At 61.2% G+C, this 21,850-nt stretch carries 20 protein-coding genes; 7 read left to right on the top strand and 13 right to left on the bottom strand.

Annotated elements, in window-relative coordinates:
• The coding region (locus GY791_17985) for an IS630 family transposase (GenBank protein ID MCP4330320.1) at nt 1-153 on the top strand (153 nt) is incomplete at its 5' end.
• A gap of 135 nt (nt 154-288) precedes the next feature.
• Here GY791_17985 and GY791_17980 read toward each other — a convergent pair.
• The 9 genes from GY791_17980 to uraH form a co-directional block, all read right to left on the bottom strand.
• On the bottom strand, nt 289-1,377 hold the full coding sequence (locus GY791_17980) for a BMP family ABC transporter substrate-binding protein (protein ID MCP4330319.1): 1,089 nt from the start codon (nt 1,375-1,377) through the stop codon (nt 289-291).
• A 70-nt stretch (nt 1,378-1,447) separates the two neighbouring features.
• Nucleotides 1,448-2,377 (bottom strand): ABC transporter permease, encoded by a 930-nt coding sequence (locus GY791_17975; protein ID MCP4330318.1) that lies wholly within the window; start codon nt 2,375-2,377, stop codon nt 1,448-1,450.
• A 3-nt stretch (nt 2,378-2,380) separates the two neighbouring features.
• Nucleotides 2,381-3,412, bottom strand: a complete 1,032-nt coding sequence (locus GY791_17970) for an ABC transporter permease (GenBank protein ID MCP4330317.1) — start codon at nt 3,410-3,412, stop codon at nt 2,381-2,383.
• Between the two features lie 31 nt (nt 3,413-3,443).
• Nucleotides 3,444-5,009 carry an ABC transporter ATP-binding protein gene (locus GY791_17965; protein MCP4330316.1) on the bottom strand — a complete coding sequence of 522 codons (1,566 nt, stop codon included), beginning with the start codon at nt 5,007-5,009 and terminating at the stop codon, nt 3,444-3,446.
• A gap of 31 nt (nt 5,010-5,040) precedes the next feature.
• On the bottom strand, nt 5,041-5,493 hold the full coding sequence (locus GY791_17960) for a nucleoside deaminase (protein MCP4330315.1): 453 nt from the start codon (nt 5,491-5,493) through the stop codon (nt 5,041-5,043).
• A 14-nt stretch (nt 5,494-5,507) separates the two neighbouring features.
• Complete coding sequence (xdhC, locus tag GY791_17955; protein MCP4330314.1) at nt 5,508-6,581, bottom strand: xanthine dehydrogenase accessory protein XdhC; 1,074 nt, start codon at nt 6,579-6,581, stop codon at nt 5,508-5,510.
• Nucleotides 6,578-8,926, bottom strand: coding sequence for a xanthine dehydrogenase molybdopterin binding subunit (xdhB, locus tag GY791_17950; protein MCP4330313.1), 2,349 nt, complete (start codon nt 8,924-8,926; stop codon nt 6,578-6,580). Before xdhB ends, xdhC begins: the two co-directional genes overlap by 4 nt.
• Before the next feature lie 3 nt (nt 8,927-8,929).
• On the bottom strand, nt 8,930-10,414 hold the full coding sequence (gene xdhA / locus GY791_17945; GenBank protein MCP4330312.1) for a xanthine dehydrogenase small subunit: 1,485 nt from the start codon (nt 10,412-10,414) through the stop codon (nt 8,930-8,932).
• 6 nt (nt 10,415-10,420) lie between these two features.
• Complete coding sequence (uraH, locus tag GY791_17940; protein ID MCP4330311.1) at nt 10,421-10,774, bottom strand: hydroxyisourate hydrolase; 354 nt, start codon at nt 10,772-10,774, stop codon at nt 10,421-10,423.
• Between the two features lie 188 nt (nt 10,775-10,962).
• On the opposite strand from uraH, the gene GY791_17935 reads away from it, so the two are divergent.
• Genes GY791_17935 through GY791_17920 form a run of 4 tightly spaced genes read left to right on the top strand, consistent with a single transcriptional unit; the run spans nt 10,963 to nt 15,075 of the window.
• Entirely contained in the window at nt 10,963-11,688 is a 726-nt protein-coding gene (locus tag GY791_17935) for a GntR family transcriptional regulator (protein ID MCP4330310.1), read from the top strand.
• Between the two features lie 17 nt (nt 11,689-11,705).
• Nucleotides 11,706-12,905, top strand: a complete 1,200-nt coding sequence (locus tag GY791_17930; protein MCP4330309.1) for a urate hydroxylase PuuD — start codon at nt 11,706-11,708, stop codon at nt 12,903-12,905.
• Nucleotides 12,906-12,911: 6 nt separating this feature from the next.
• Nucleotides 12,912-13,829, top strand: a complete 918-nt coding sequence (gene puuE / locus GY791_17925) for an allantoinase PuuE (protein ID MCP4330308.1) — start codon at nt 12,912-12,914, stop codon at nt 13,827-13,829.
• Between the two features lie 4 nt (nt 13,830-13,833).
• Nucleotides 13,834-15,075, top strand: coding sequence for a M20/M25/M40 family metallo-hydrolase (locus GY791_17920; GenBank protein MCP4330307.1), 1,242 nt, complete (start codon nt 13,834-13,836; stop codon nt 15,073-15,075).
• Between the two features lie 48 nt (nt 15,076-15,123).
• Here GY791_17920 and GY791_17915 read toward each other — a convergent pair whose 3' ends face one another.
• Nucleotides 15,124-16,410, bottom strand: coding sequence for a DUF2029 domain-containing protein (locus GY791_17915; GenBank protein ID MCP4330306.1), 1,287 nt, complete (start codon nt 16,408-16,410; stop codon nt 15,124-15,126).
• Between the two features lie 134 nt (nt 16,411-16,544).
• Here GY791_17915 and GY791_17910 point away from each other — a divergent pair, with 134 nt between their 5' ends.
• Nucleotides 16,545-18,143: an acyl--CoA ligase gene (locus tag GY791_17910; GenBank protein ID MCP4330305.1), complete on the top strand. Its 1,599-nt coding sequence runs from the start codon at nt 16,545-16,547 to the stop codon at nt 18,141-18,143.
• Nucleotides 18,144-18,251: 108 nt separating this feature from the next.
• Nucleotides 18,252-18,629 (top strand): hypothetical protein, encoded by a 378-nt coding sequence (locus tag GY791_17905; protein ID MCP4330304.1) that lies wholly within the window; start codon nt 18,252-18,254, stop codon nt 18,627-18,629.
• Between the two features lie 28 nt (nt 18,630-18,657).
• Here GY791_17905 and GY791_17900 read toward each other — a convergent pair whose 3' ends face one another.
• From GY791_17900 to paaF, 3 genes are read right to left on the bottom strand one after another with little or no spacing between them, the layout of a single operon-like run.
• A complete protein-coding gene (locus GY791_17900) occupies nt 18,658-18,855 on the bottom strand; it encodes a DUF2783 domain-containing protein (GenBank protein ID MCP4330303.1) in 198 nt (65 codons plus the stop codon).
• On the bottom strand, nt 18,845-20,530 hold the full coding sequence (locus GY791_17895; GenBank protein ID MCP4330302.1) for an FAD-dependent oxidoreductase: 1,686 nt from the start codon (nt 20,528-20,530) through the stop codon (nt 18,845-18,847). Before GY791_17895 ends, GY791_17900 begins: the two co-directional genes overlap by 11 nt.
• A gap of 12 nt (nt 20,531-20,542) precedes the next feature.
• The gene (paaF, locus tag GY791_17890) at nt 20,543-21,850 is read right to left on the bottom strand and encodes a phenylacetate--CoA ligase (GenBank protein ID MCP4330301.1); all 1,308 of its coding nucleotides are present in this window, start codon (nt 21,848-21,850) and stop codon (nt 20,543-20,545) included.

Below are 21,850 nucleotides of genomic sequence, written 5' to 3'. Positions count from 1 at the left end.
TGGCAGTTCATGCGCGACAACTGGCTGTCCAACCGCGTCTTCAACTCATACGACGACATCGTCGACCACTGCTGTGACGCCTGGAACAAGCTCATCGATCAGCCCTGGAAAATCATGTCGATCGGACACAGGCAATGGGCATATAGGTCATGATCAACGGGATTTGGTATAAATCGCTTTCGAATTTCGCGGCACCGGTCCGATGGGGCCAAACCGAAATTCCCGGCGCAAGAAAAACCCCCGCGGGCGGGCCCGCGGGGGTTGATTGCTACGATATAGGTGACGCGATTAGTTCGGCAACTCGCCGACGACGCCTTCGACGTACCAATCGAAGCCGAGCATGTCGCCGTCGCTCATCACTTCGCCTTCGGCGATGCGGACCGTGCCCGCCTGGTCCTTGACCGGACCGGCGAAGGGATGGAGTTCGCCGCTGGCGATCGCCGCCTCGCGTTCGGCGACGACTTTCTTGGTCTCGTCGGAGACCCCCGGTCCGAAGGGCGCGAGCTTGATCATGCCTTCCTTGATGCCGCCCCAGGTATCGGTCGATTCCCAGGTCCCGTCCATGACCGCGTTCGCCTCGCTGATGTAGAAATCGCCCCAATGGTGGGTGGTCGCGGTGAGGTGGGCGTTGGGGCCGTATTTGGACATGTCCGAATGGTAACCGATGGCGTGAACGCCACGGTCTTCCGCGGCCTGAACCGGCGCCGTCGAATCGGTATGCTGGGTAACGATGTCGGCGCCCTGGGCGATCAGGGTTTCGGCCGCCTCGCGTTCCTTGCCGGGGTCGTACCACGAGGACACCCAGACCACGTTGACGTCGGCGTCGGGATTGACGCTGCGCAGACCGCGGGTGAACGCGTTGATGCCGCGCACGACCTCCGGAATCGGGAAGGCCGCGATATAGCCGATCTTGTTCGACTTGGTCGTCAGCCCAGCGAGGACGCCGGTCAGGTAGCGGCCCTCATAGAACCGCGCCAGATAGGTGCTGACATTCTTGCCCCGCTTGTAGCCGGTGGCGTGATCGAACGCGACCTTGGGGAACATCCTGGCGACTTTGACCGTCGGGTTCATGTAGCCGAACGAGGTGGTGAATATGAGCTCGTGCCCATCGGCGGCGAAATCTCGAATGACGCGCTCGGCATCGGCGCCTTCGGGAACGCTTTCGACGAATGTGGTCGTTATCTTGTCGCCGAGCTCGGCCTCGAGCTGCTTGCGGCCGAGGTCATGCTGATAGGTCCACCCGGCGTCACCGACGGGGCTGACATAGACGAAGCCGATCTTCAGCGGCTCCTCGGCGGCATAAGCGCCGGACGCCGTCAGCGCCGTGGCCGCCATGGCGGCAAGGGCAATGCGCTTAAATCCTGAGACAATGGTCATATTCGGTCCTTCCCTGTTACTGTCGTTGTCTTGTTCGTTTCCATTGTAAGTCCGTTTGCGTTGATCTCGGTTACGCCGTCGGATGGAACGGCCGCCCGAGGGACGCCGGCGCGTTGAGGCGAATCTTGGTCGCGTCGCGCGAGATTATGACCAGAACGAGGACCGTCGCAAGATAGGGCAGCATCGCCATCAGATGCGACGAAATGGCATAGCCCAGGGCCTGGACGTGGAGCCCGGAGATGGTGATGAATCCGAAGAGATAGGCGCCGGCGAGAACCCTTCCCGGGCGCCAAGTGGCGAATACGACGAGGGCGAGCGCGATCCAGCCGCGCCCGGCGGTCATATTTTCCGCCCATTGAGGCGTATAGACGAGGGACAGGTAGGCGCCGGCGATTCCGGACATGGCGCCGCCGAACATCACCGCGAGGTAGCGGATCTTGAGCACCGAATAGCCGATCGCGTGGGCCGCGTCATGGGATTCGCCGACCGCCCGCAGGATGAGGCCGGCGCGCGTGCGATAGAGGAACCAGGAGACCACGACGAACAACAGAATCGATCCATAGATCATGATGTCGTGATTGAACAACAGCGGGCCAAGGACTGGAATTTCACTGAGTACGGGGATCGCGATCGGGTCGAGGCCATCGATCGGGGTGCCGATATAGGCCAGCCCGACGAATGCGCTGAGGCCGATGCCGAAGATGGTCAGCGCGAGCCCGGTGGCGACCTGGTTGGTCATCAGCGACAACGTCAAGACGCCGAAGATCAGCGAGATCGCGACACCGGCGACCATCGCCGCCAGAATTCCGATATAGGGATTGCCGGTCAGCACGGTGAAGATGAACCCGGTCACGGCGCCGATCAGCATCATGCCTTCGATGCCGAGATTGAGGACGCCCGATTTCTCGGTCACCAATTCACCGATCGCGGCGAAGACCAGCGGTGTGCCGGCGCGGATCGTGGCGATCAAGATGGCTAGCAACGTGTCGAATCCGTCCATGACCTAGGCCTCCTTGGTCGCGCGGCCAATGCGGATCCGGTAGCGGATCAGTACGTCGGAACCGAGCACGAAGAACAAAAGCATACCCTGGAACACACCGGTCACGGCGAGCGGCAGGTTGAGGTCCATCTGCAGCGATTCGCCGCCGAGATACATCAACGACATCAACAGGCTGGCGAGCAGCACGCCGAACGGGTGAAGGCGGCCGAGGAAGGCGACGATGATCGCCGCGAAGCCATAGCCTGGAGAAACGATCGGCTGCAATTGTCCGATTGTTCCGGCGACCTCCGAGATGCCGGCGATCCCGGCGAGCGCGCCGCTGATCAGGAAGCTCAGCATGACGACGCGTTTCTTGCTATAGCCGGCATAGGCGGCGGCCGCGGGGGCTTGGCCGACGACGCCGACCTGGAAACCGGTAAACGTCCGGCTCATGAAAATCCAGACCACGACGACCGCGATCAAGGCGAGGACGACGCCGCCATGGAAGCGGGTGTTCTCGACCAGTACCGGCATCAGGCCGAAATCGCTGAACAGCCGGGTTTCGGGGAAGTTGTAGCCGTCGGGATCCATCCATGGCCCGTGAACGAGGTAGCCCAGGAACTGGATCGAGACGTAGGTCAGCATCAGGCTGGTCAGAATCTCGTTGGCGTTGAACCGGTTCTTCAGGAAGGCGGGGATCGCACCCCAAGCCATGCCGCCGAGGCCACCGGCGATGACCATCAATGGCAGCAGCCACGGTCCCTCGTCGCCGTAGAAGGCCAGCGCGACACCACCGCCGCAGATCGCGCCGATCGTGAGCTGGCCCTCGGCGCCGATGTTCCACACATTGCCACGGAAGCCGATCGACAAGCCGATGGCGCAGAGCAAGAGCGGCGTCGCCTTGATCGCCCATTCACCGACCCCGAAGAGATCGGTCAGCGGTTCGATGAAGAAGGTGTAGAGCGCCAGTCCGGGATCGGTTCCCAACGCGCTGAACAGGATGATGCCGGCGACGACGGTGAGCGCCGCGGCGATCACCGGCGAAAGGTACTGCATCCATTTCGAGGATTGGGGGCGGGGCTCGAGTCTAAGCAGCACGGGTCGAGCCCTCCGTTTCGTCGGCGGCAAATTGTCCGCTCATCCACAGTCCGACCTCTTCGACATTGGTATCCATGGTTCGTTTCGCCGGCGATAATCGTCCCTCGGCGATGACTGCGATGCGATCGCAGATCTCGAACAATTCGTCGAGATCCTCGGACACGACGAGCACCGACGTGCCTTCCATGGCGAGGTCGACGACCGCCTGGTGGATGGTCGTCGCGGCACCGACATCGACGCCCCAGGTCGGATGCGCCAGCACCAAAAGGTCGGGCTTGAACATGACCTCGCGGCCGATAATGAACTTCTGCAGATTGCCGCCGGAGAGGCTCTTCGCCTCTGCTTCGATTCCGGCCGAGCGGACGTCGAAGCGCTGCCGCACCTCGGTGGCATAGGTGTCGACCTTCTCGAATCGCACGAACCCGCTATGGACGAGGCCATGCAGGTACCCGGTCAAGAGCGCGTTATCCGCCAGTGACATCTCCGGCACAGCGCCGCGGCCGAGGCGTTCCTCGGGAACGAAGGCGAGGCCGAGGCGGCGCCGTCCGGTCGGTCCCATCTGGGCGACGTCATTGCCGTTGAGCCGAATCATGTCGCCGCGCGGGGAGATCACTTCGCCATTGATGGCGGCGAAAAGCTCCTTCTGGCCGTTGCCGGCGACGCCGGCTATACCAAAGATCTCGCCCTTGCGGACATCGATCTGGATGTTCTTGAGGTCGGTGCCATGCGGATCCGGAGATTCCAGGGACAGGCCGTTGAGGTTGAGGCAGATTTCTTCACTGTGAACCGGTTCCGTCCGGTGACAAACCGGCAGCTCGCTGCCGATCATCATCTCCGCCAGGCTTTTCGGCGTCTCGTTCCGCGGCGTGCAATGGGCCGTGACCTTGCCGCCGCGTAGCACCGTTGCGCCGTCGCAGAGCGCCTGGATCTCATCGAGCTTGTGGCTGATATACAGAATGCTGCAGCCCTCGGAGGCCAGCCGGCGCAAGGTTTCGAATAGCTTCTCCACTTCCTGCGGCGTCAGCACCGATGTCGGCTCGTCCATGATCAGGAGCTTGGGGTGCTGGACCAGACAGCGGATGATCTCGACCCGCTGGCGTTCGCCGACCGAGAGGGCATGAATGTGGCGATGCGGGTTTATCGGCAGCCCATAGCGCTCGGAGATTTCTTGAATCTCGCTGGTGAGTTTCTTGAGGTCATGGTCCGAGTCGAGGCCGAGCGAGATATTCTCCGCGACAGTCAGCGTTTCGAACAAATTGAAGTGCTGGAAGACCATGCCGATGCCCAGCGCGCGCGCTTCGCTCGGGCTGTGGATGTCGACGTGCCGACCCTGCCATTTGATTTCACCGCGGTCCGCCTTGACGACGCCGTAGATGATCTTGACCAGGGTGCTCTTGCCGGCGCCGTTCTCGCCGAGCAAGGCGTGGACTTCACCGGGCATGATGACGAGATCGATGTCGTCGTTGGCAAGCGTTCTCGGATATTGCTTGGTTATGCCCGTTAGCTGCAGCTGCGGGATCTCGTTTCCCGCGGGTGGCGCTGTCGTATCGCTCATGTCCAGCCTTTCTTCCCGGTCCGAGTCCGCATCAATACTGGACCTTGTCGGGTTTCTTCTCCCACACATCGAAGGCGACGATGGCCTCTTCCTCGAGCAAGCGCACGGTCGGCAGGCTGCGGTCGTCGATCGCCAACGCGACCTCCGTGTAGAGAAACTCGTCGTCGAATCCGATCCGGGCCGCGTCCTGGCGTGCGTTGCCGTAATACATGCTGCGCAGACGCGCCCAATAAATCGCGCTCAGGCACATCGGGCAGGGCTCGCAGCTGGTGTAGATATCGCAATCGGTCAGCGCGAATGTGCCAAGCTTGCTGCAAGCCTCCCGGATGGCCGAGACCTCCGCATGCGCCGTCGGATCGTTCTCCGATGTGACCTTGTTCCATCCGTAAGCGATGATCTCGCCGTCGCGGACGATGACGGCGCCAAATGGGCCGCCCTTGTTTTCCTCCATCATCCGGTGCGACAGCGCAATCGCCTCGCGCATGAAATCATGATGGCTCATGCCGAGGCCTCCTTGACAGCGTCGGCCTCGGAGGCTTGTCCGCACAATTGTAGAATCTCGGCCGCCACCGCAATGGCGATTTCGGCGGGATGTTTGCCGTCGATACCGGCGATGCCGATCGGGCAGGTCAGCCGCTGGACGGTTTCCGGCGGCATTCCCCGGTGCGCCAGTCGCTTGATGAACTGGGCGCGTTTCGTTTTCGACCCGATCAGGCCGCAGAAACGAAAATCACCCCGCCTCAAAACCTTCTCGACAATTTCGTAGTCGAGCGCGTGGCTGTGGGTCATCACCAGGACAATGGCGCCGGGCGGCAAGGACTCGACTTCATCGACCGGCGTTTCGGAAAGGCGAACATCGACGTTGGCCGGGACGTCATGGGGGAACTGTTCCGCGCGGCCGTCGATCCATGTGATCCGAAAGTCGGGGAGGGGGCCAAGGGCGTGAACGATCCCCTTGCCGACGTGTCCGGCGCCAAAAAGCATCACTTCAGTGCCGGCACGCCGGACGATGTCGATGAACACGGGTATCGTGCCGCCGTTATCGCCGATTTCCAGGTCAATCAGACGAGAAGTGTGATTATCGCTATCGGTATCCGCGACGAGGCCCAACGCGCGCCGATCCAAGAGATCGTCGCCGAGCGAACCAGTCTCCCCGCGGGATGTCAGGACCAGCTTGCGGCCGGTATCGGCGCGGGTCACGATCACCGGCGACCGGCGATCATTCAGTTCCGCCGCCACCGGCGTCAACCAGGCTTCCACCTGACGCAGCGACAAGCGCTCGAACAGGATGGTCGCATTGCCGCCGCAACACTGACCCAAGCTGGGCCCGAGTGCGAAATCGTGAAGCAGCGTCTCCGGGCGGTCGTTGTCGCCGAGCAGTTCGCGGGCCAGCTCCAGCGCGCGATATTCGAGATGTCCGCCGCCGATCGTCCCAAGCGGACCGCGGCCGCCGACAATCATTTTCGCGCCGGCTTCGCGCGGCGTCGACCCCTTTGCCCGCGCGACCGTGACCAGAACGACCGGTTCGTTCCGTTCGGCGGCGTCGCCCAAGTCGGAGACCCAACCGGTCATTCCGCGGCCTCCGCGGCAGGGCGGGACAAGCGATGGCGCAATTCGTCGACAGATCGAAGGACCTCTTCCGGTGTTGCCGGGGCGTTGAGGGCCGGGCTCAATTGGTGCTCGCCGACCGCGGAGACCGCATCCTTGATCGCATGGAACACCGATATCCCGAGCATGAACGGCGGTTCGCCGACGGCCTTGGACCAGTGGATGACCTTTTCCTTGTTTCGTCCGCTTTCGAGAAGGCGCACATGAAACTCGGCGGGGATGTCGCTGGCCACGGGAATCTTATAGGTCGACGGTGCGTGCGTCGCCAATCCGCCGTCTGGATTCCAATGAAGTTCTTCCATGGTGAGCCATCCCATGCCCTGCACGAACGCGCCTTCGACCTGCCCGATATCGATCGCCGGGTTCAAGGATCGTCCGCAGTCGTGCAAGATATCTGCGCGCAGGAGTTTGTACTCACCGGTCAGCGTGTCGATCAAAACCTCGGAAACGGCCGCGCCATAGGCGAAATAGTAAAACGGCCTGCCGCGCGCCTTTTCCCGGTCGTAGTGGATTTTGGGTGTGGTGTAGAACCCGGTCGCGGAGAGCGACACCCGGCCCAGGTAAGCCAGTTGAATAAGCTCGTTGAAGGGGATCCGCCGACGGCCGATCTCGACGTGATTGTCGTGAAACCGAATCTTGCTGCGGTCGACCTTGAAGTGTTCGGCGGCAAAGGCGATTAGCCGGCGCTTGATCTTGTTGGCCGCGACAAAGGCGGCGGCCCCATTCATGTCGGTGCCGGAGGATGCCGCGGTGGCCGAGGTATTCGGCACCTTGCTTGTGTTGGTGGCGGTGATCTTGATCCGGTCCAGATCAATTTGGAATTCCTCGGCGACGACCTGGGCGACCTTGACGAAAAGACCCTGTCCCATCTCGGTTCCACCGTGGTTGAGGTGGACACTGCCGTCCGTGTAGACGTGGATCAACGCGCCGGCTTGGTTGAGGAATGTCGTGGTGAAGGATATGCCGAACTTGATCGGCGTGAGGGCGATGCCCTTCTTCAACACGGCGCTGGTCGCATTGAACGCCGCGACCTCCTGGCGTCGATTGAAATAGTCGGAAGATTTTTCGAGGTCCGGAACCAGCTTGTGGAGGACGAAGTCCTCGACCGTCATGTGATAGTGGGTGACGTTACGTTCCGATTCGCCATAGAAATTGTGCTTGCGGACCTTCAAGGGGTCCTTGCCGAGGTGCCGTGCCACTTCGTCGATGATGTGCTCCATCGCCAGCATGCCCTGGGCACCGCCGAATCCTCGAAATGCCGTATTCGATACGGTGTGGGTCTTGCAGCGATGCGATGTGACCGTGATATTCGGCAGGTAGTACGCATTGGCGCAGTGGAACATGGCTCGGTCATTGATCGCGCCCGACAACTCCGCCGACATGCCGCAGCGCGAGGCGAGTTCGATCTCGATGCCATTGATCGCGCCGACATCGTCGAAGCCAACCTCAAAATCGACGATGAAGTCATGGCGCTTTCCGGTGATGATCATGTCGTCGTCGCGGTCGAGGCGGACCTTCGCCGGCCGGCCGGTCTTTCGTGCGAACAAGGCGGCGAGCGCGGCGAATTGGGCGCCTTGCGTTTCCTTGCCGCCGAACCCGCCGCCCATGCGGCGGACCTCGACGGTGATCGCATTGCTGTCGCAGCCGAGGACGTGTGAAACGCCTTGCTGGATCTCGGAGGGATGCTGCGTCGAGCAATATATGACGAGGTCGCCGTCCTCGCCCGGCACCGCCAGGCTGATCTGTCCCTCGAGGTAGAAGTGATCCTGCCCGCCCATCTTGAAGCGGCCGTCGATCTTGTGGCGCGCCTTGTCGAGCGCTTTGCGCGAATTTCCCCGCCGCATGACGTGCGGCGGCAGAACGTAGAAGTCGGCGGCCAGGGCCTCTTCGACAGTCAGGATCGGGTCCAGGACTTCGTAGTCGATCTTGCCCAAGCGCGCGGCGCGGCGCGCCTGCTCCATGGTTTCCGCGGCCACCGCGAATATCGCCTGGCCTTTGAACTCGACAAGCTCGTTCACCAGGACCGGATCGCCGTCGAAGACTGGGCCGACGTCGTTTTTGCCGGGAATATCGGCGGCGGTCAGCACGGCGACGACGCCGGGCGCTTTTCTGACGCGGCCGAGATCGATCGCGCGGATTTTGGCGTGGGGGTGGTCGCTCATACCGATGGCGACGTTCAACATGAGCGGCGGCTCGGGGATATCATCGATATAAATCGCCTCGCCGCTCACATGTTTGTGGGCGCTGTCATGAGCCACCGATTGATGAACTCTGGTGAGCAGGCGCGTCTTTTTCGATTTTTTTGCCATGGTCTATGTCCCATATGCCACGACGCGGGTCTCGGCGGCACCGTCCGTGGTCTCGAGATAGAATTTGTAGAGCAGGTTCTTCGCGACCGTGAGGCGGTAATCGCGGGAAGCGCGCATGTCGGTCAAGGGCTCATAATCCGATTCCATGGCGGCCATCCCGCCAGAGACCGTCGACAGCGACCAGACGCGGCCCTTTATTGCCGCTTCGGCCGCCGTTGCTCGTTTCGGGGTCGCCGCCATGCCGCCGAAACAAATGCGGATGTCCCGCACCCGGCCGCCCTCGAGACGGACGGCAAACGCGCCGCAGGCAGCGGAAATGTCCTGGTCGAAACGCTTCGAGATCTTGTAGGCGCGAAACACGGTGTCCGGCCGCGACCGCGGCAACACGATCTTCTCGATGAATTCGCCGCGCCGCAATTGGGTCTTTCGGTAGCCGACGAAAAACGCCCCGAGATCCAGCGTGCGTCGCTTGGCGCCCTTGCGGAGAATGACCTTGGCGTCGAGGGCGATCAGCAACGGGCTAGAATCGCCGATCGGAGAGGCATTGCCGATATTGCCGACCATGGTTCCTGCGTTCCGAACCTGTACCGAGCCAAGGCGGCGCAGGACTTCGCCGAAGTCATCGTACTCGCGACTGATGGCGTCGAGGGCGTCGCTATAGGTCGCGGCGGCCCCGATTTCGATCGAATCGCCGCCAACCTCCACCGAGGCCAGATCGCGGGCACCGCCGGTGTAAATCAATGTATCGAGATCCTTATGATCCTTGGTCGCGATCAGCCCGACGTCGGTACCGCCGGCGAGCAGGCAAGCATCGGGATTTCGGGCGAATATTTCGGCCACGCCGTCAGAGGAAATCGGCGCGAAGTATCGGCGATTACCGGATTTTAGCAATAGCGTATCGGACCGCTGCAAGGATTTGAGCAGCTTTACGGTCCGCTTTTCCGCCGCCGAGAAATGATCCTTCTTGCCATAGCCATGCATGTTCGCGGCGGCCTCGACGATCGGCCGGTATCCCGTGCATCGGCAGAGATTTCCGGCGAGGCAATCATTGATCTGCTGACGCGTCGGCGACGGATTGTGCTTGTAGAGGGCAAACATCGACATGACGAAGCCCGGGGTGCAGAAGCCGCATTGCGAACCGTGCAAGTCGACCAGGGCCTGCTGTACCGGGTGAAGGCTTCCATCCGTCTGTCGCAACCCTTCGACTGTAATAAGTTGCTTGCCATCGACCACCGGTAGAAAGAGGATGCAAGCGTTGACCGTCCGATAACGAATGCGTCCGTTATCGACCTCGCCGAGCACGACGGAGCATGCGCCGCAATCGCCTTCGGCGCAGCCTTCCTTGGTGCCGGTTTCTTGTTCTTGCAACCTTAGATAATTGAGCACCGTCGTATTCGGATCGATGTCGTCGACCTCGCGCAGTTCATCGTTCAGCATGAATCGAATGGTGGCGTGGTCTTCTGCATGCGGTTTTGTCTTAGGGGGCATTTGCGATCAGCTCCCGCGATAGGTCGTGTAGCTCCACGGCGAAACGAGTATCGGCACATGATAGTGCGATTCGGTATCCGACACGCCAAATCTCACGACCACGGCGTCGAGGAATGGCGGATCGGGCAGCTCGATGTCGGAATTTCGAAAATAGGCGGCTGTCTGGAAGACCAGTTCGTAGACGCCGGCGGCGAACCCTTCGCCTTCAAGAAGCGGCCCGTTGCACCGTCCATCGCCATTGGTCTCGGTCGCGGCTATGTGGACGCGCTCGCCGTCCTCCATTCTATAGAGATCGATTGCGATCCCGGCGCCGGGTACGCCGCGGGCCGCATCCAGCACGTGCGTCGTCAGACGGCCCATATTCGTCTCCTCCTGCCTGTTCTATCCGAGCGGATCGGTGCCGCCCAGCTTATGTTCTTGCTGGCTGCTGCCAAATGTTAACAAAAAGCAATTTAGCATCGTTGTCCATTAAATTGTATCCATTTTTATAAAAGAAGTGTATTCAATAATCATGGGGGCAAGGGTCTGGAATGGAAAAAGGAGACAAAATGGCTTCTGAGATTGCCGCGATTCGCAAGCAAAACACTGATCCGCGTTCGGTTACGGGCGATGAAGCGGTCTACCGAGCGGTCTATGATGCCATTCTGGCACACAAGCTTCCGCCGGGAACAAAACTCGCCGAAGATTCCTTGGGCGAAGTCTTTGGCGTCAGCCGAACGGTAATTCGCAAGGCACTTTTCCGGCTCAGTCGCGACAATATCGTGGAGATACGACCCAATCGTGGCGCCGTCGTGGCGAGCCCGTCGGTGGAACAGGCCCGAGAGGTCTTCCAGACCCGCCGCATATTGGAGAAAGCGGTGATCGAGAATCTATTGGGAAGGATATCCAGCGAGCAGATCGACGCGCTTCGGAATCTTGTCGATGAGGAGGAGGCCGCGTTCTCGGACGGCGATCGCGGCCACTGGATTCGTCTTTCCGGCGACTTTCATATTCGACTTGCGGAGCATGCGGGAAACGGCGTCATCGTCGACTTCTTGCGGGAATTGGTGTCGCGGACTTCGCTGGTTATCGCGATTTATGAGACGCCTGGGAACTCAGCGTGCTCGTTTGACGAGCATCGGGCGATCATCGGCGCCATCGCCAGCGGCGATAGTGGACAGGCGATCGATCTCATGAACCGCCATCTTCAGGTGTGCGAACAGAAATTGAAACTCGAGGCGGGCGGCGGCTCGCTCAATCTGAACGAAATATTTGCCGAAGCCGCCAACAATTAAGGACAAGGAGCAGGGACGTGGAAGCCATATTCAGCGATTGGCTCAATCTGATTCTGCGCTGGGCGCATATCGTCACCGGAATCGCGTGGATTGGATCGTCGTTCTTTTTCAATTGGCTCGACAGCCATATCGAGCCGCCCAAGGATGGTGACGATAAGATCGAGGGCAACCTGTGGATGGTCCATAGCGGCGGCTTTTACAACATGATCAAAATCCAGTTGGCGCCGGCCGACATTCCCAAGACACTGCACTGGGTCAAGTGGGAAGCCGGGTTTACCTGGATCACCGGATTCTTCTTGCTGGTTCTGATCTACTATGTCGGTGCCAGCGTCTATACGATGCCGTCGGAGCCCTCCGGCCTCGGTGTCGGCGGCACGATCGTGCTCGGTCTGGCCACGCTGATCGTTGCCTGGTTCGTCTACGACACGCTGTGGAATTCCGGCTTCGCCATGAATTCACCGAAGGTCGCCGCGCTCATTTCGTTTTTGCTGATGTTGTTGATCGCCTGGGGGCTAACCCATTTCATGAGCGACCGCGCGGCCTATCTCCATGTCGGCGCGATGATGGGCACGCTGATGGCGGCCAACGTATGGATGCGCATCATTCCATCGCAGCGCGAATTGGTCGACGCGACCAAGGCCGGGCGCCAGCCCGATAAAGCCGCCGCCGAGCGGGCCAAGAACCGATCCGTCCACAACAATTACATGACGCTGCCGGTGCTGTTCCTCATGATCAGCGGCCACTATGCGGGGACCTACGGGAACGACCTCAATTGGCTCATCCTCGGGCTTTTGGTTTTGGTTGGCGCGTCGATCCGGCACTTTTTCAATCTGCGCAACAAGGGCAAGGAGAAGCAGGGTCTCTTGTTCGTGGCCGCCGGTGCCGCGGGTATGTTGTTGCTGCTCGGAATATGGCTTGGCCAGGCGGCCATCCGTTCGGACGCGGGGGGCGATAAGGTGGCGTTCGTCGACGTTCGCACGATCATCGACGTGCGTTGCGGTATCTGCCATTCCGCGGAGCCGAGCGGCGAATATGTCGACGTGGCGCCAAAAGGCGTGATGTACGACACGCCGGAACAAATCCAGGCGCGCGCCGCTGAAATCGATGCCCAGTCTCTGCAATCGGACGTCATGCCGCCGGGCAATCTTACCGAAATGACCGACGCCGAACGCGAAATCCTGCGCCGATGGATCGCGCAGGGCGCCGAAATCGATTAGCTGACCATGCAGAAGAGGCAACGCTACCCGCGCGACATGGTGGGCTACGGCCCACGTCCGCCCCATGCGAACTGGCCCAAGGGTGCGCGCGTCGCAGTTCAGATCGTGCTGAACTACGAGGAGGGCGGCGAGAACAATATCCTTCATGGCGATCCCGCATCGGAAGCTTTTCTGTCCGAGATCGTCGGTGCGGAGCCGCTGTATGGCGCGCGCAACATGAACATGGAATCGATCTATGAATACGGCTCGCGCGCCGGGTTCTGGCGCCTGATGCGCCTGTTCGAAGACCGCGGAATTCGCGTCACCGTGTTCGCCGTCGCCATGGCCTTGGCCCGTAATCCCGATGCCGCCGCCGCGATGGTCGAGGGGCGTCACGAAATCGCCAGCCATGGCTGGCGCTGGATCGACTATCAGTATGTCGACGAGGAAACGGAACGCGACCATCTGAAGCTGGCGGTAAAGACCATTCGTGACCTTTCAGGCAAGCGCCCCGTGGGCTGGTACACCGGTCGCATGAGTCCCAATACGCGCCGTCTCGTCGTCGAGGAGGGCGGATTCCTATACGATGCCGACGCCTACAACGATGACCTGCCGTATTGGGTCTCGGTGTCCGGCAGGGACCACCTCATCGTTCCGTATACGTTGGACGCCAATGACATGCGATTCGCGACCGCGCAGGGATTCAATGCCGGCGACCAGTTCTTCTCCTATCTCAAGGATTCGTTCGACGTCCTGTACGCGGAGGGCGAGGCGACGCCGAAGATGATGTCGGTGGGGCTGCATTGCCGCCTCGTCGGCAGACCCGGTCGCGCCGCATCATTGGCTCGATTTCTCGACTACGTGCAGGACCATGACAAGGTCTGGATCTGTCGGCGGGCGGATATCGCACGCCATTGGATAAAACATCATCCGGCAAGGCGATAGCACCATGACAAAATCGTTTCATCAGGAAGTTCACGACCGGATCCAGCAACTTCGTGACGAGCAGGTCGCCTTTCTCGCCGAGATGGTGAGCGTGCCGTCCGACAATCCGCCGGGCAATTGCTACGAACATGCCGAACGCGCGGCCGCGGCGCTGCAGGCGATGGGCTTTGAGGTCGAGCGTCATGTCGTTCCCGGCGACTTGGTCAGGGCGAACGGGATGGTCTCGGCTATCAATCTGATCGTGCGCCGCCGTTTCGGCGATGGGCCGGTGGTCGCACTCAATGCCCACGGGGACGTGGTTCCGCCGGGAGACGGATGGACCAGGGATCCCTACGGCGCTGAAATTCATGATGGGCATATGTATGGCCGCGGCGTGGCGGTATCGAAATCGGACTTTGCCACCTATACCTTCGCGTTGCGCGCGATCGAGGCGGTCGGTGCCAAGCTCGGCGGAACGGTGGAACTCCATTTCACCTATGACGAGGAGGCCGGCGGCGTCATCGGTCCCAAATGGCTGATCGATCAGGGCCTGACCAAGCCCGACTATGCCATCGCGGCCGGGTTCGCCTACGGCATCGTCACCGCCCATAACGGCGCCTTGCACCTGGAAGTCCAGGTCCGCGGCCGACAGGCGCATGCCGCGATGCCCCATACCGGCGTCGATGCATTGGAGGCGGCATCGGGGGTTCTGAACGCGCTCTATGCCCACCGCCGTGGCTTTGCCGATGTCCATTCGGCCATCGAAGGGATTGACTCTCCGTCGCTCGTCGTCGGCCTCATTTCCGGCGGCATAAACACCAACGTCGTGCCCGATCGCGTGACCTTCCGCATCGACCGCCGCCTCATCCCGGAGGAAAGCGGTGTCGGCGCGGAGGCGGAATTATCCGAAGTCATCAATGCCGCCGCGAAGGCCTACCCGGGCATTACCGTCGACATTCGACGGATTTTGCTGGCCGAGCCGTTCGCGCCAGTTCCCGGGTCGGAACGCCTCGTCGAACTGCTGGTGGCGCATGGCAGCGAAATCATGGGTGAGCCGATAAAGCCGCATGGCGTCCCCCTCTACACCGACGCCAGGCACTATTCCGCGGCCGGCATTCCGACCGTCATCTATGGCGCCGGCCCACATAACATCCTGGAAGCCAATGCCCATGGCGCCGACGAGCACCTGTCGCTCGACGATCTCGGCAAGGCCACCGAAGTCGTGGCCAGAACATTGATCGATCTCCTCGGAAATCAGGCTGGCTGAAGGCGGCCAAATCGGGCCGAAGGGGCGGGCCGGCGGCCATCCACCGTCTCAGGATCGGAACGGCCGCCGTCCTGGGGTTCGCATGGACGTCGTGGCCGGGTCCGTCGGCCTCGTGGTTTCGCCTCCTCGGCCGCTCGCCGTGGTCAGTGCATAGACTGCCAGGCCGATCAGGACGATGGGACCGATCTGGAAACCGAAACTCGCCGAGCCCATCCAAATCAGTAAGGGTGCCACCCACAACAGGATCAGGAGCAACAGCTCGCCATCCTTCGGTCCATGTTGCCAGACGCGCCAACCCAGAATGGCGATCGGAACGGCGAGGACCGCGAGGTCGTAATCGAACCCATAGGGCGTGGCGAGGGGGATGCAAACGGCGAGAACGAGCATCCGCGGGAAGGCATCGCCCGTGCGCCGCCACACGATGAAGCAGGCGGCGAACGCCGTGAGCGTACTGGCAAGCTGGCAGAGGCGCGCCGCCATGAGGGAATCGGTTGCGTTGTAGACCGCAACGAATGCCGTCGGCATGCGCTCCCAAGGGATGCGGTGATCGACGATCAGGTTCAGGCTGCTCTGCACCGCCTCTACGAACAAGAACCACGGCGCGAATCCGAACAAGACCGCGCTAATGAACGCGGCCGCCGTGACCGTGCCGATAAATGCCGACAGCGCTCGGTATTCGCGCGCCGCGAGCAGGCAGATGGGAACCAGTAGGGCAATATGGGGCTTGAAAATCATCAGCCCCAACAGAACACCCGACATATAGGGGCGCCGGCCGAGCAGGGAAATGCCACCGGCGATCAAGGCCACGGTCAATAGCCCGTTTTGGCCGGCGAGAAAGGATTGGGCCAGGCCCGGAAACAGGAGCGCGACGGCGGGCGTCACCGGATGAGGCGCGAGCCGCCATAGGGTATAGAGGCAGGCGCCCGACAAGACGATCAGCCATGCCCACAGGGCCGCCGTATAGGGCAGCCACGCCAAGGGGGCGACATAGATCAGGTAGGGCGGCGGGTAGGCGAATGGCACCGCCACGATATCGGCGCGAATGACCGCGCGCTGTATCGTGTACAGGGCGTCCATGTCGTAGACAGCACCCGCCGCACCTTTCCACACCGCCACCGCGGCACTGTAGAAGGCAAGGAAATCGACACCGGCCGGCCCGCCGTCTTCGTTGAGCAGGCCCGGTCCCTCGACCAGCAAATTGTAGTCGATTCCCCGCACCAGATAGATGGCGCCGGGCACCAGCAGCACGATCGCCAAGAGGACGATTGCCCGCTGTCGCGTGCTTGGGTCGGACAAGAACGCGGATGCCGGATTTGCCGCTCTGGCCTGATTCACTGATGGGCTCCGGAACGCTTGAAGTCGTGCCCATACTGAGGAAATACGGTTAATACTTCCTTTCCGATGGGGCCTGGGCCACCCTTGACCGGCGGCGGCGATAGATACGGGGTTGCGGTATGCGGCGGCATCGAATGGAGACGTATGAAAAGGCGTTTGCCGACTTCGAATGGGAACTGCCGGCGACGTTCAATTTCGGCGCCGATGTGGTCGACGCACGGGCGGCAAGAAACGATAAGACGGCGCTGATCTGGTGTGACGCGACGGGGGACCGGCGCCGCTTCACATTCTCCGAAATCGCCAGTCTGAGCAACCGATTTGCCGCACTATTGGCGGACCAGGGAATCGAAAAAGGCGATCGCGTCGTCATCATGCTGCCGCGGATTCCCATGTGGCACATCGCGCTCGTCGGATGCCTCAAGCTCGGCGCCGTACCGATTCCCTGCGTCGAGATGCTGACAGCCAAGGATCTCGCTTACCGCATCGATCACTCCGGCGCCCGCGGCGTCATCACAACCGCCGCCAACACGGCCAAATTCGAGGGCATGTCCGTCTCTGTGCAAATGGCGGTCGGCCAGGCATCGGGTTGGGTGGAGATCGAGGACGCGCTGTCGACGACAAGCGATCGTCTGACTCCGACGGAGGTCGGCATCGATGATCCGGCGATCATGTTCTACACCTCCGGATCAGCGGGTGAGCCGAAGGGCGTTCTCCACGCCTCGCGCGCGCTTTTCGCGTGGCGTGTTTCGGCTTGGTACTGGAACGATCTCTACGAAGACGACACGATGTGGTGTACGGCGGATACCGGTTGGTCGAAGGCAGGAACCAGCATCCTCTTTGGCCCGTGGAGCTGTGGCGCGACCGTCTTTTTTTACAACGGCCCGTTCGACGACAGAGGCCGGTTCGAACTGATCGAGAAATATGGCGTCACCGTTTTCTGTGCCGCCGCCACCGAATTGCGCCGGCTCATTCAAACGGATACCACCGGCATCGATCTGTCGTCCCTGCGCCTGACGATATCCGCCGGCGAATCGGTGAACCCGGAAATCGTGACGCGGTGGCGGGAAGTGGCCGGCACACCGCTCCTCGACGGCTATGGCCAGACGGAAACACTTATGACCGTCGTCAACTACAATACCATGCCGGTGAAATCCGGCTCAATGGGTCGCCCGTTGCCGGGAACCCGGATCCTCATCGTCGATGAACAGGATCAGCCGGTTTCGACGGAAGCACCGGGGCAGCTGGCGGTCGGGCTGCCCAGCCCGCAATTCATGCTCGGCTATTGGCGCGACCCGGAACTGACCCAACAGGCGATCGTCGAAATCGGCGGCGATAGATTTTTCCTGACCGGCGACACGGTGTCGATGGACAAGGATGGGTACCTTTATTACCACGGGCGATCGGACGACGTGATCAACTCCGCCGGCTACCGGATCGGGCCGCTGGAAGTCGAGAATGCGTTGATGGAACATCGTGCCGTTCAGGAATGCGCGGCGGTCGCCAGCCCGCATCCGGAGCGCGGGGAGGTGGTCAAGGCCTTCATCGTCGTGGCCGTCGGCCATACCCCATCGGATGCTCTGATCGAGGAACTTCAGGACCACACCAAACGCGTGACGGCGCCGTACAAGTATCCGCGGCGAATTGAATTCGTCGATGATTTGCCAAAGACGGCGACCGGCAAGATCAAGCGCCGCCGGTTGCGTGACCTCGAATTCGGTCGCGGCCCGCATTAGTCGCGTCGTCAATCGTGGAATATCCGGCGCGCCTTAATGCGCGAACCCATTTGGTGTATAATGGAAAACTGACAGCAAGAACTTCCAAATACGCTGAGGGAGGTTCCCATGCCTTTTGATCAAACAAATCCAGATGCTTACGCCATTCCCGACACTTATCGGGAACGTATGCTTGCCTTATGCCGGGTCCTCGAATCGATCGACGACAATGCCTTCGACTTGCGCGACTGGGCACGCAATGGCTCGTGCAATTCGGTCGCCTGCGCCGTCGGCTGGGCAATTCGCGACGATTGGTTCAAGGGTCAGGGATTGACCCGGCACAATCGTTCTCCGGCCTATGCAGGCCTGACCGGTTGGAAGGCGGTACGCGCTTTTTTCGGCCTATCGCGGGAAGAAGCCTTCCACCTGTTCCATGTCGGCAAGTATGACGATGCGTCGAGGGTGGCGGTGTTAAATCGGATCAGGACGTTCGCCGCGGCGCATTGACCACGCTCCTTGATCGATCGAGTGGCGCCTAAAGTTCGCCCCTGGCCATTTCCAGCGCCTGTTCGATTACCGCCTTATCGCCGATGTGATTGGCAAGAATCAATATGAGACGCGCGCCAACCAACCGGCTTTGCGCGGGGTCGAGGCCATCGTGGAGATGGATCAACGCCTCGTAAATCCCATCGGGATCCTCGAAGCCCAATTCCGTCCGAATTTCAGTCGACATTCTTTCGCTCCGGGTCGTTCACGCGCGCGACCGCTTTATCGAGGGCATGAAATACGGTGTCCTCATCCAGTGAACGCCACCGCCCGGCCACATACTGATCGGGTCGAATGAGGTAAAATGTCCCCGGACGCAGGTCGTAGCGCTCTGCGACCCGGCCTTTGGTATCCGATATCGACGTCATGGCATCGACGCTGCAATCGGCGACGATCAAGGGCCTGACCGGGATATCCCCTCGGTTGAGCCGGTTCAGGGCTTCCAATTCCGCGGGTTCCAATTCGCTCTTCGAGCGCGGGGCGTAAAGGCCCGCGAACCCGCCGCCGAGATAATCGACCAACCAACCCGCGGCGCCGCCGACCGCTATCGGCGCGTCGACGCAGGCCGTGCCCGGGCACAGGTTTTCTGAAAACTCATCGCGATCGGCGGTGTTGAGCGGCGAGCGCGCATGGACCGTGGGAGTCGAAAGCCGGCCCGCATTTACGAAGCGCTGGGCGAACGGGTAATCCTTGGCGAGGGTCAGGGCGGCATCGCGGAAAGCGGTCTGAACTTCGCCCTTTGCCGACATGAAATCGGTCGTGCTCGACGTAATCGTCAGGTTCTCGATGGCGGCATAGACCCGCTCGTCGTCGAAGCTTTCGAGCAAATTGGCCGGGGCCTTTCCGGAAAGGACGAGTGCCAATTTCCACACCAGATTGTCGGCGTCCTGAATGCCACTGTTTCCGCCCCGCGCCCCGAACGGGGAGACTTGGTGCGCGCAATCGCCGATGAACATGACATCGCCGTGGACGAACCGGTCGAGGCGCCGCGCCTGAAAGCGATAGACGCTGACCCATTCAAGATCGAATTCGGTCTCGTCGCCGAGCATCGCTTTGAGACGCGGAACGACGTTCTCCGGCTTCGCCTCGGCTTCCGCGTCGACGTCGGGGCCAAGCTGAAAATCGATCCGCCAGACGTTATCCGCCTGCTTGTGAAGAAGGGTAGACGGGCCGGGGTGGAACGGTGGGCGGAACCAAAACCATCGCTCGGTGGGAAAACCGGCCTTCATTTTCACGTCGGCAATGAGAAACCGGTCCTCGAACACGCGACCGACGAAATCCAGCCCGAGGGCTTTGCGAACCGTACTGCGGGCGCCGTCGGCGGCGATGACGTAGCGCGCATGCGCCCGGTAGGGGCCGTCCGGCGTTTCCACATCAAGCAAGACGCCGTCATCCGATTGGCGGACATCGACGACACGGTTGTTCCAACGTAAATCGATGAGCTCGCTCGAAAGCGCCTTTTCGATCAACTCCTGCTCTACATAATACTGCTGCAGATTGATGAAGGCCGGAAACTGATGGTCCGGCTCGGGCAAGAGGTCGAAGCTGTAGATCTCTTCGTCGCGATCGAAGACCCGGCCGCGCTGCCAGGTGACGCCCTTTTGCATCAGTGGCGCCGCGCAGTCGAGGCGGGAAAAAATTTCGAGGGTCCGTTTCGACCAACAGATCGCCCGGCTGCCGGTGCTGACCGTGTTGTCGTCGTCGAGGACGACAACCGGCACGTCATGGGCCGCCAGATCGAGCGCCGCCGTCAATCCGACCGGCCCGGCCCCTACGATCACGACTTGGATATCGTCGGTTTGTCCGGTCGCGGCCGCCTCGGGGATGACGGCGTCGTAGACGGGATATTCGAACTGCGACATCCCGAATATCCACTAGGTCTTCGGGCGCAGGTCGATAATCCGCTTGGCCTTGCCCACGGAGCGCTCGACACCGCCTTCGGGCAGCATCTTGACTTCGGCGCTGACACCGATGCGATTCTTCACCAGGTGACGGAGGTTTTCGCTCGCCTCAGCGACCGCCGATTCGGAGGCGTTCGCACGTCCCTCGACGATAATCTTCAAGCTGTCCAACGGACCATCGCGGCGCACTTCCAATACATAGTGCGGCGACAAGCGCTCATCCTGGAGGATCAGTTCTTCGATCTGTGTTGGGAACAGATTGACGCCGCGTATGATCAGCATGTCATCCGATCGCCCGGTCACTTTCTCGAATCGGCGCATCGACCGGGCCGTGCCCGGGAGCAGTCGGGTGAGGTCGCGCGTCCGATACCGGATCATCGGTAGAGCTTCTTTGGTCAAGGTCGTGAATACCAATTCACCGATTTCGCCGTCCGGCACCGGTTCGCCGGTGCTCGGGTCGACGATCTCCGGATAGAAGTGGTCCTCCCAGATTGTCGGGCCGTCTTTCGTCTCGAGGCACTCACACGCCACACCGGGACCCAATATTTCCGAAAGACCGTAAACATCGAGTGCGTCCATATCGAAGCGCGTTTCGATTTCCTGGCGCATCGAATTAGTCCACGGCTCGGCGCCGTGTATGCCGATGCGAAGGGACGAGTTCCGCGCGTCGAGGCCCTGGCGGTCGAACTCGTCTGCTAGTGCCAGAGCATAGGATGGCGTTACCATGATCGTGGTTGGTTTGAAGTCCTCGATCAACTGCACTTGCCGCTCCGTCATGCCGCCCGAGACCGGAATAACGGTACAGCCGAGCCGCTCGGCCCCGTAATGCGCGCCGAGACCGCCGGTGAACAGGCCATAGCCGTAGGCGACATGGACGATATCCCCCGGCCGAGTGCCACATGCCCGCATGGAGCGGGCAATCAGGTCGGCCCAGGTGCTGATATCCTTGGCCGTGTAACCGACGACCGTCGGCTTGCCGGTTGTTCCGCTCGACGCGTGAATCCGCGCGACCTGTTCGCGTGGGACGGCGAACATACCAAACGGATAGGCCTCGCGGAGCGCCTCCTTGGTGGTGAATGGAAACCGCGCCAGATCGGATAGATCCTTGAGGTCGTTCGGACCTATTCCGGCATCGTCGAACGCCTTCTTGTAGTGGGGGACATTGCGATAGGCATGGCCCAACGTCCACTTCAGGCGTTTGAGTTGCAGCGCACCGATCTCGTCGCGGCTGGCGATTTCTATCGGGTCCAGATCGTTCTTGCTCGGGGGCGTATTTCGCAT

This window comes from Alphaproteobacteria bacterium (assembly GCA_024244705.1).
Taxonomy (GTDB): domain Bacteria; phylum Pseudomonadota; class Alphaproteobacteria; order JAAEOK01; family JAAEOK01; genus JAAEOK01.
The sequence above is the reverse complement of the archived record's forward strand: the minus strand, read 5'-3'. Positions and strand labels throughout refer to the sequence as shown.

Bases quoted from the DNA above. Each gene is read 5' to 3' on its own strand.
- GY791_17980 (MCP4330319.1), bottom strand. From the start codon at position 1,377: ATGACCATTGTCTCAGGATTTAAGCGCATTGCCCTTGCCGCCATGGCG.
- GY791_17975 (MCP4330318.1), bottom strand. From the start codon at position 2,377: ATGGACGGATTCGACACGTTGCTAGCCATCTTGATCGCCACGATCCGC.
- GY791_17970 (MCP4330317.1), bottom strand. From the start codon at position 3,412: ATGCAGTACCTTTCGCCGGTGATCGCCGCGGCGCTCACCGTCGTCGCC.
- GY791_17965 (MCP4330316.1), bottom strand. From the start codon at position 5,009: ATGAGCGATACGACAGCGCCACCCGCGGGAAACGAGATCCCGCAGCTG.
- GY791_17960 (MCP4330315.1), bottom strand. From the start codon at position 5,493: ATGCGCGAGGCGATTGCGCTGTCGCACCGGATGATGGAGGAAAACAAG.
- xdhC (MCP4330314.1), bottom strand. From the start codon at position 6,581: ATGACCGGTTGGGTCTCCGACTTGGGCGACGCCGCCGAACGGAACGAA.
- xdhB (MCP4330313.1), bottom strand. From the start codon at position 8,926: ATGGCAAAAAAATCGAAAAAGACGCGCCTGCTCACCAGAGTTCATCAA.
- xdhA (MCP4330312.1), bottom strand. From the start codon at position 10,414: ATGCCCCCTAAGACAAAACCGCATGCAGAAGACCACGCCACCATTCGA.
- uraH (MCP4330311.1), bottom strand. From the start codon at position 10,774: ATGGGCCGTCTGACGACGCACGTGCTGGATGCGGCCCGCGGCGTACCC.
- GY791_17935 (MCP4330310.1), top strand. From the start codon at position 10,963: ATGGCTTCTGAGATTGCCGCGATTCGCAAGCAAAACACTGATCCGCGT.
- puuE (MCP4330308.1), top strand. From the start codon at position 12,912: ATGCAGAAGAGGCAACGCTACCCGCGCGACATGGTGGGCTACGGCCCA.
- GY791_17920 (MCP4330307.1), top strand. From the start codon at position 13,834: ATGACAAAATCGTTTCATCAGGAAGTTCACGACCGGATCCAGCAACTT.
- GY791_17910 (MCP4330305.1), top strand. From the start codon at position 16,545: ATGGAGACGTATGAAAAGGCGTTTGCCGACTTCGAATGGGAACTGCCG.
- GY791_17905 (MCP4330304.1), top strand. From the start codon at position 18,252: ATGCCTTTTGATCAAACAAATCCAGATGCTTACGCCATTCCCGACACT.
- GY791_17900 (MCP4330303.1), bottom strand. From the start codon at position 18,855: ATGTCGACTGAAATTCGGACGGAATTGGGCTTCGAGGATCCCGATGGG.
- GY791_17895 (MCP4330302.1), bottom strand. From the start codon at position 20,530: ATGTCGCAGTTCGAATATCCCGTCTACGACGCCGTCATCCCCGAGGCG.
- paaF (MCP4330301.1), bottom strand. From the start codon at position 21,850: ATGCGAAATACGCCCCCGAGCAAGAACGATCTGGACCCGATAGAAATC.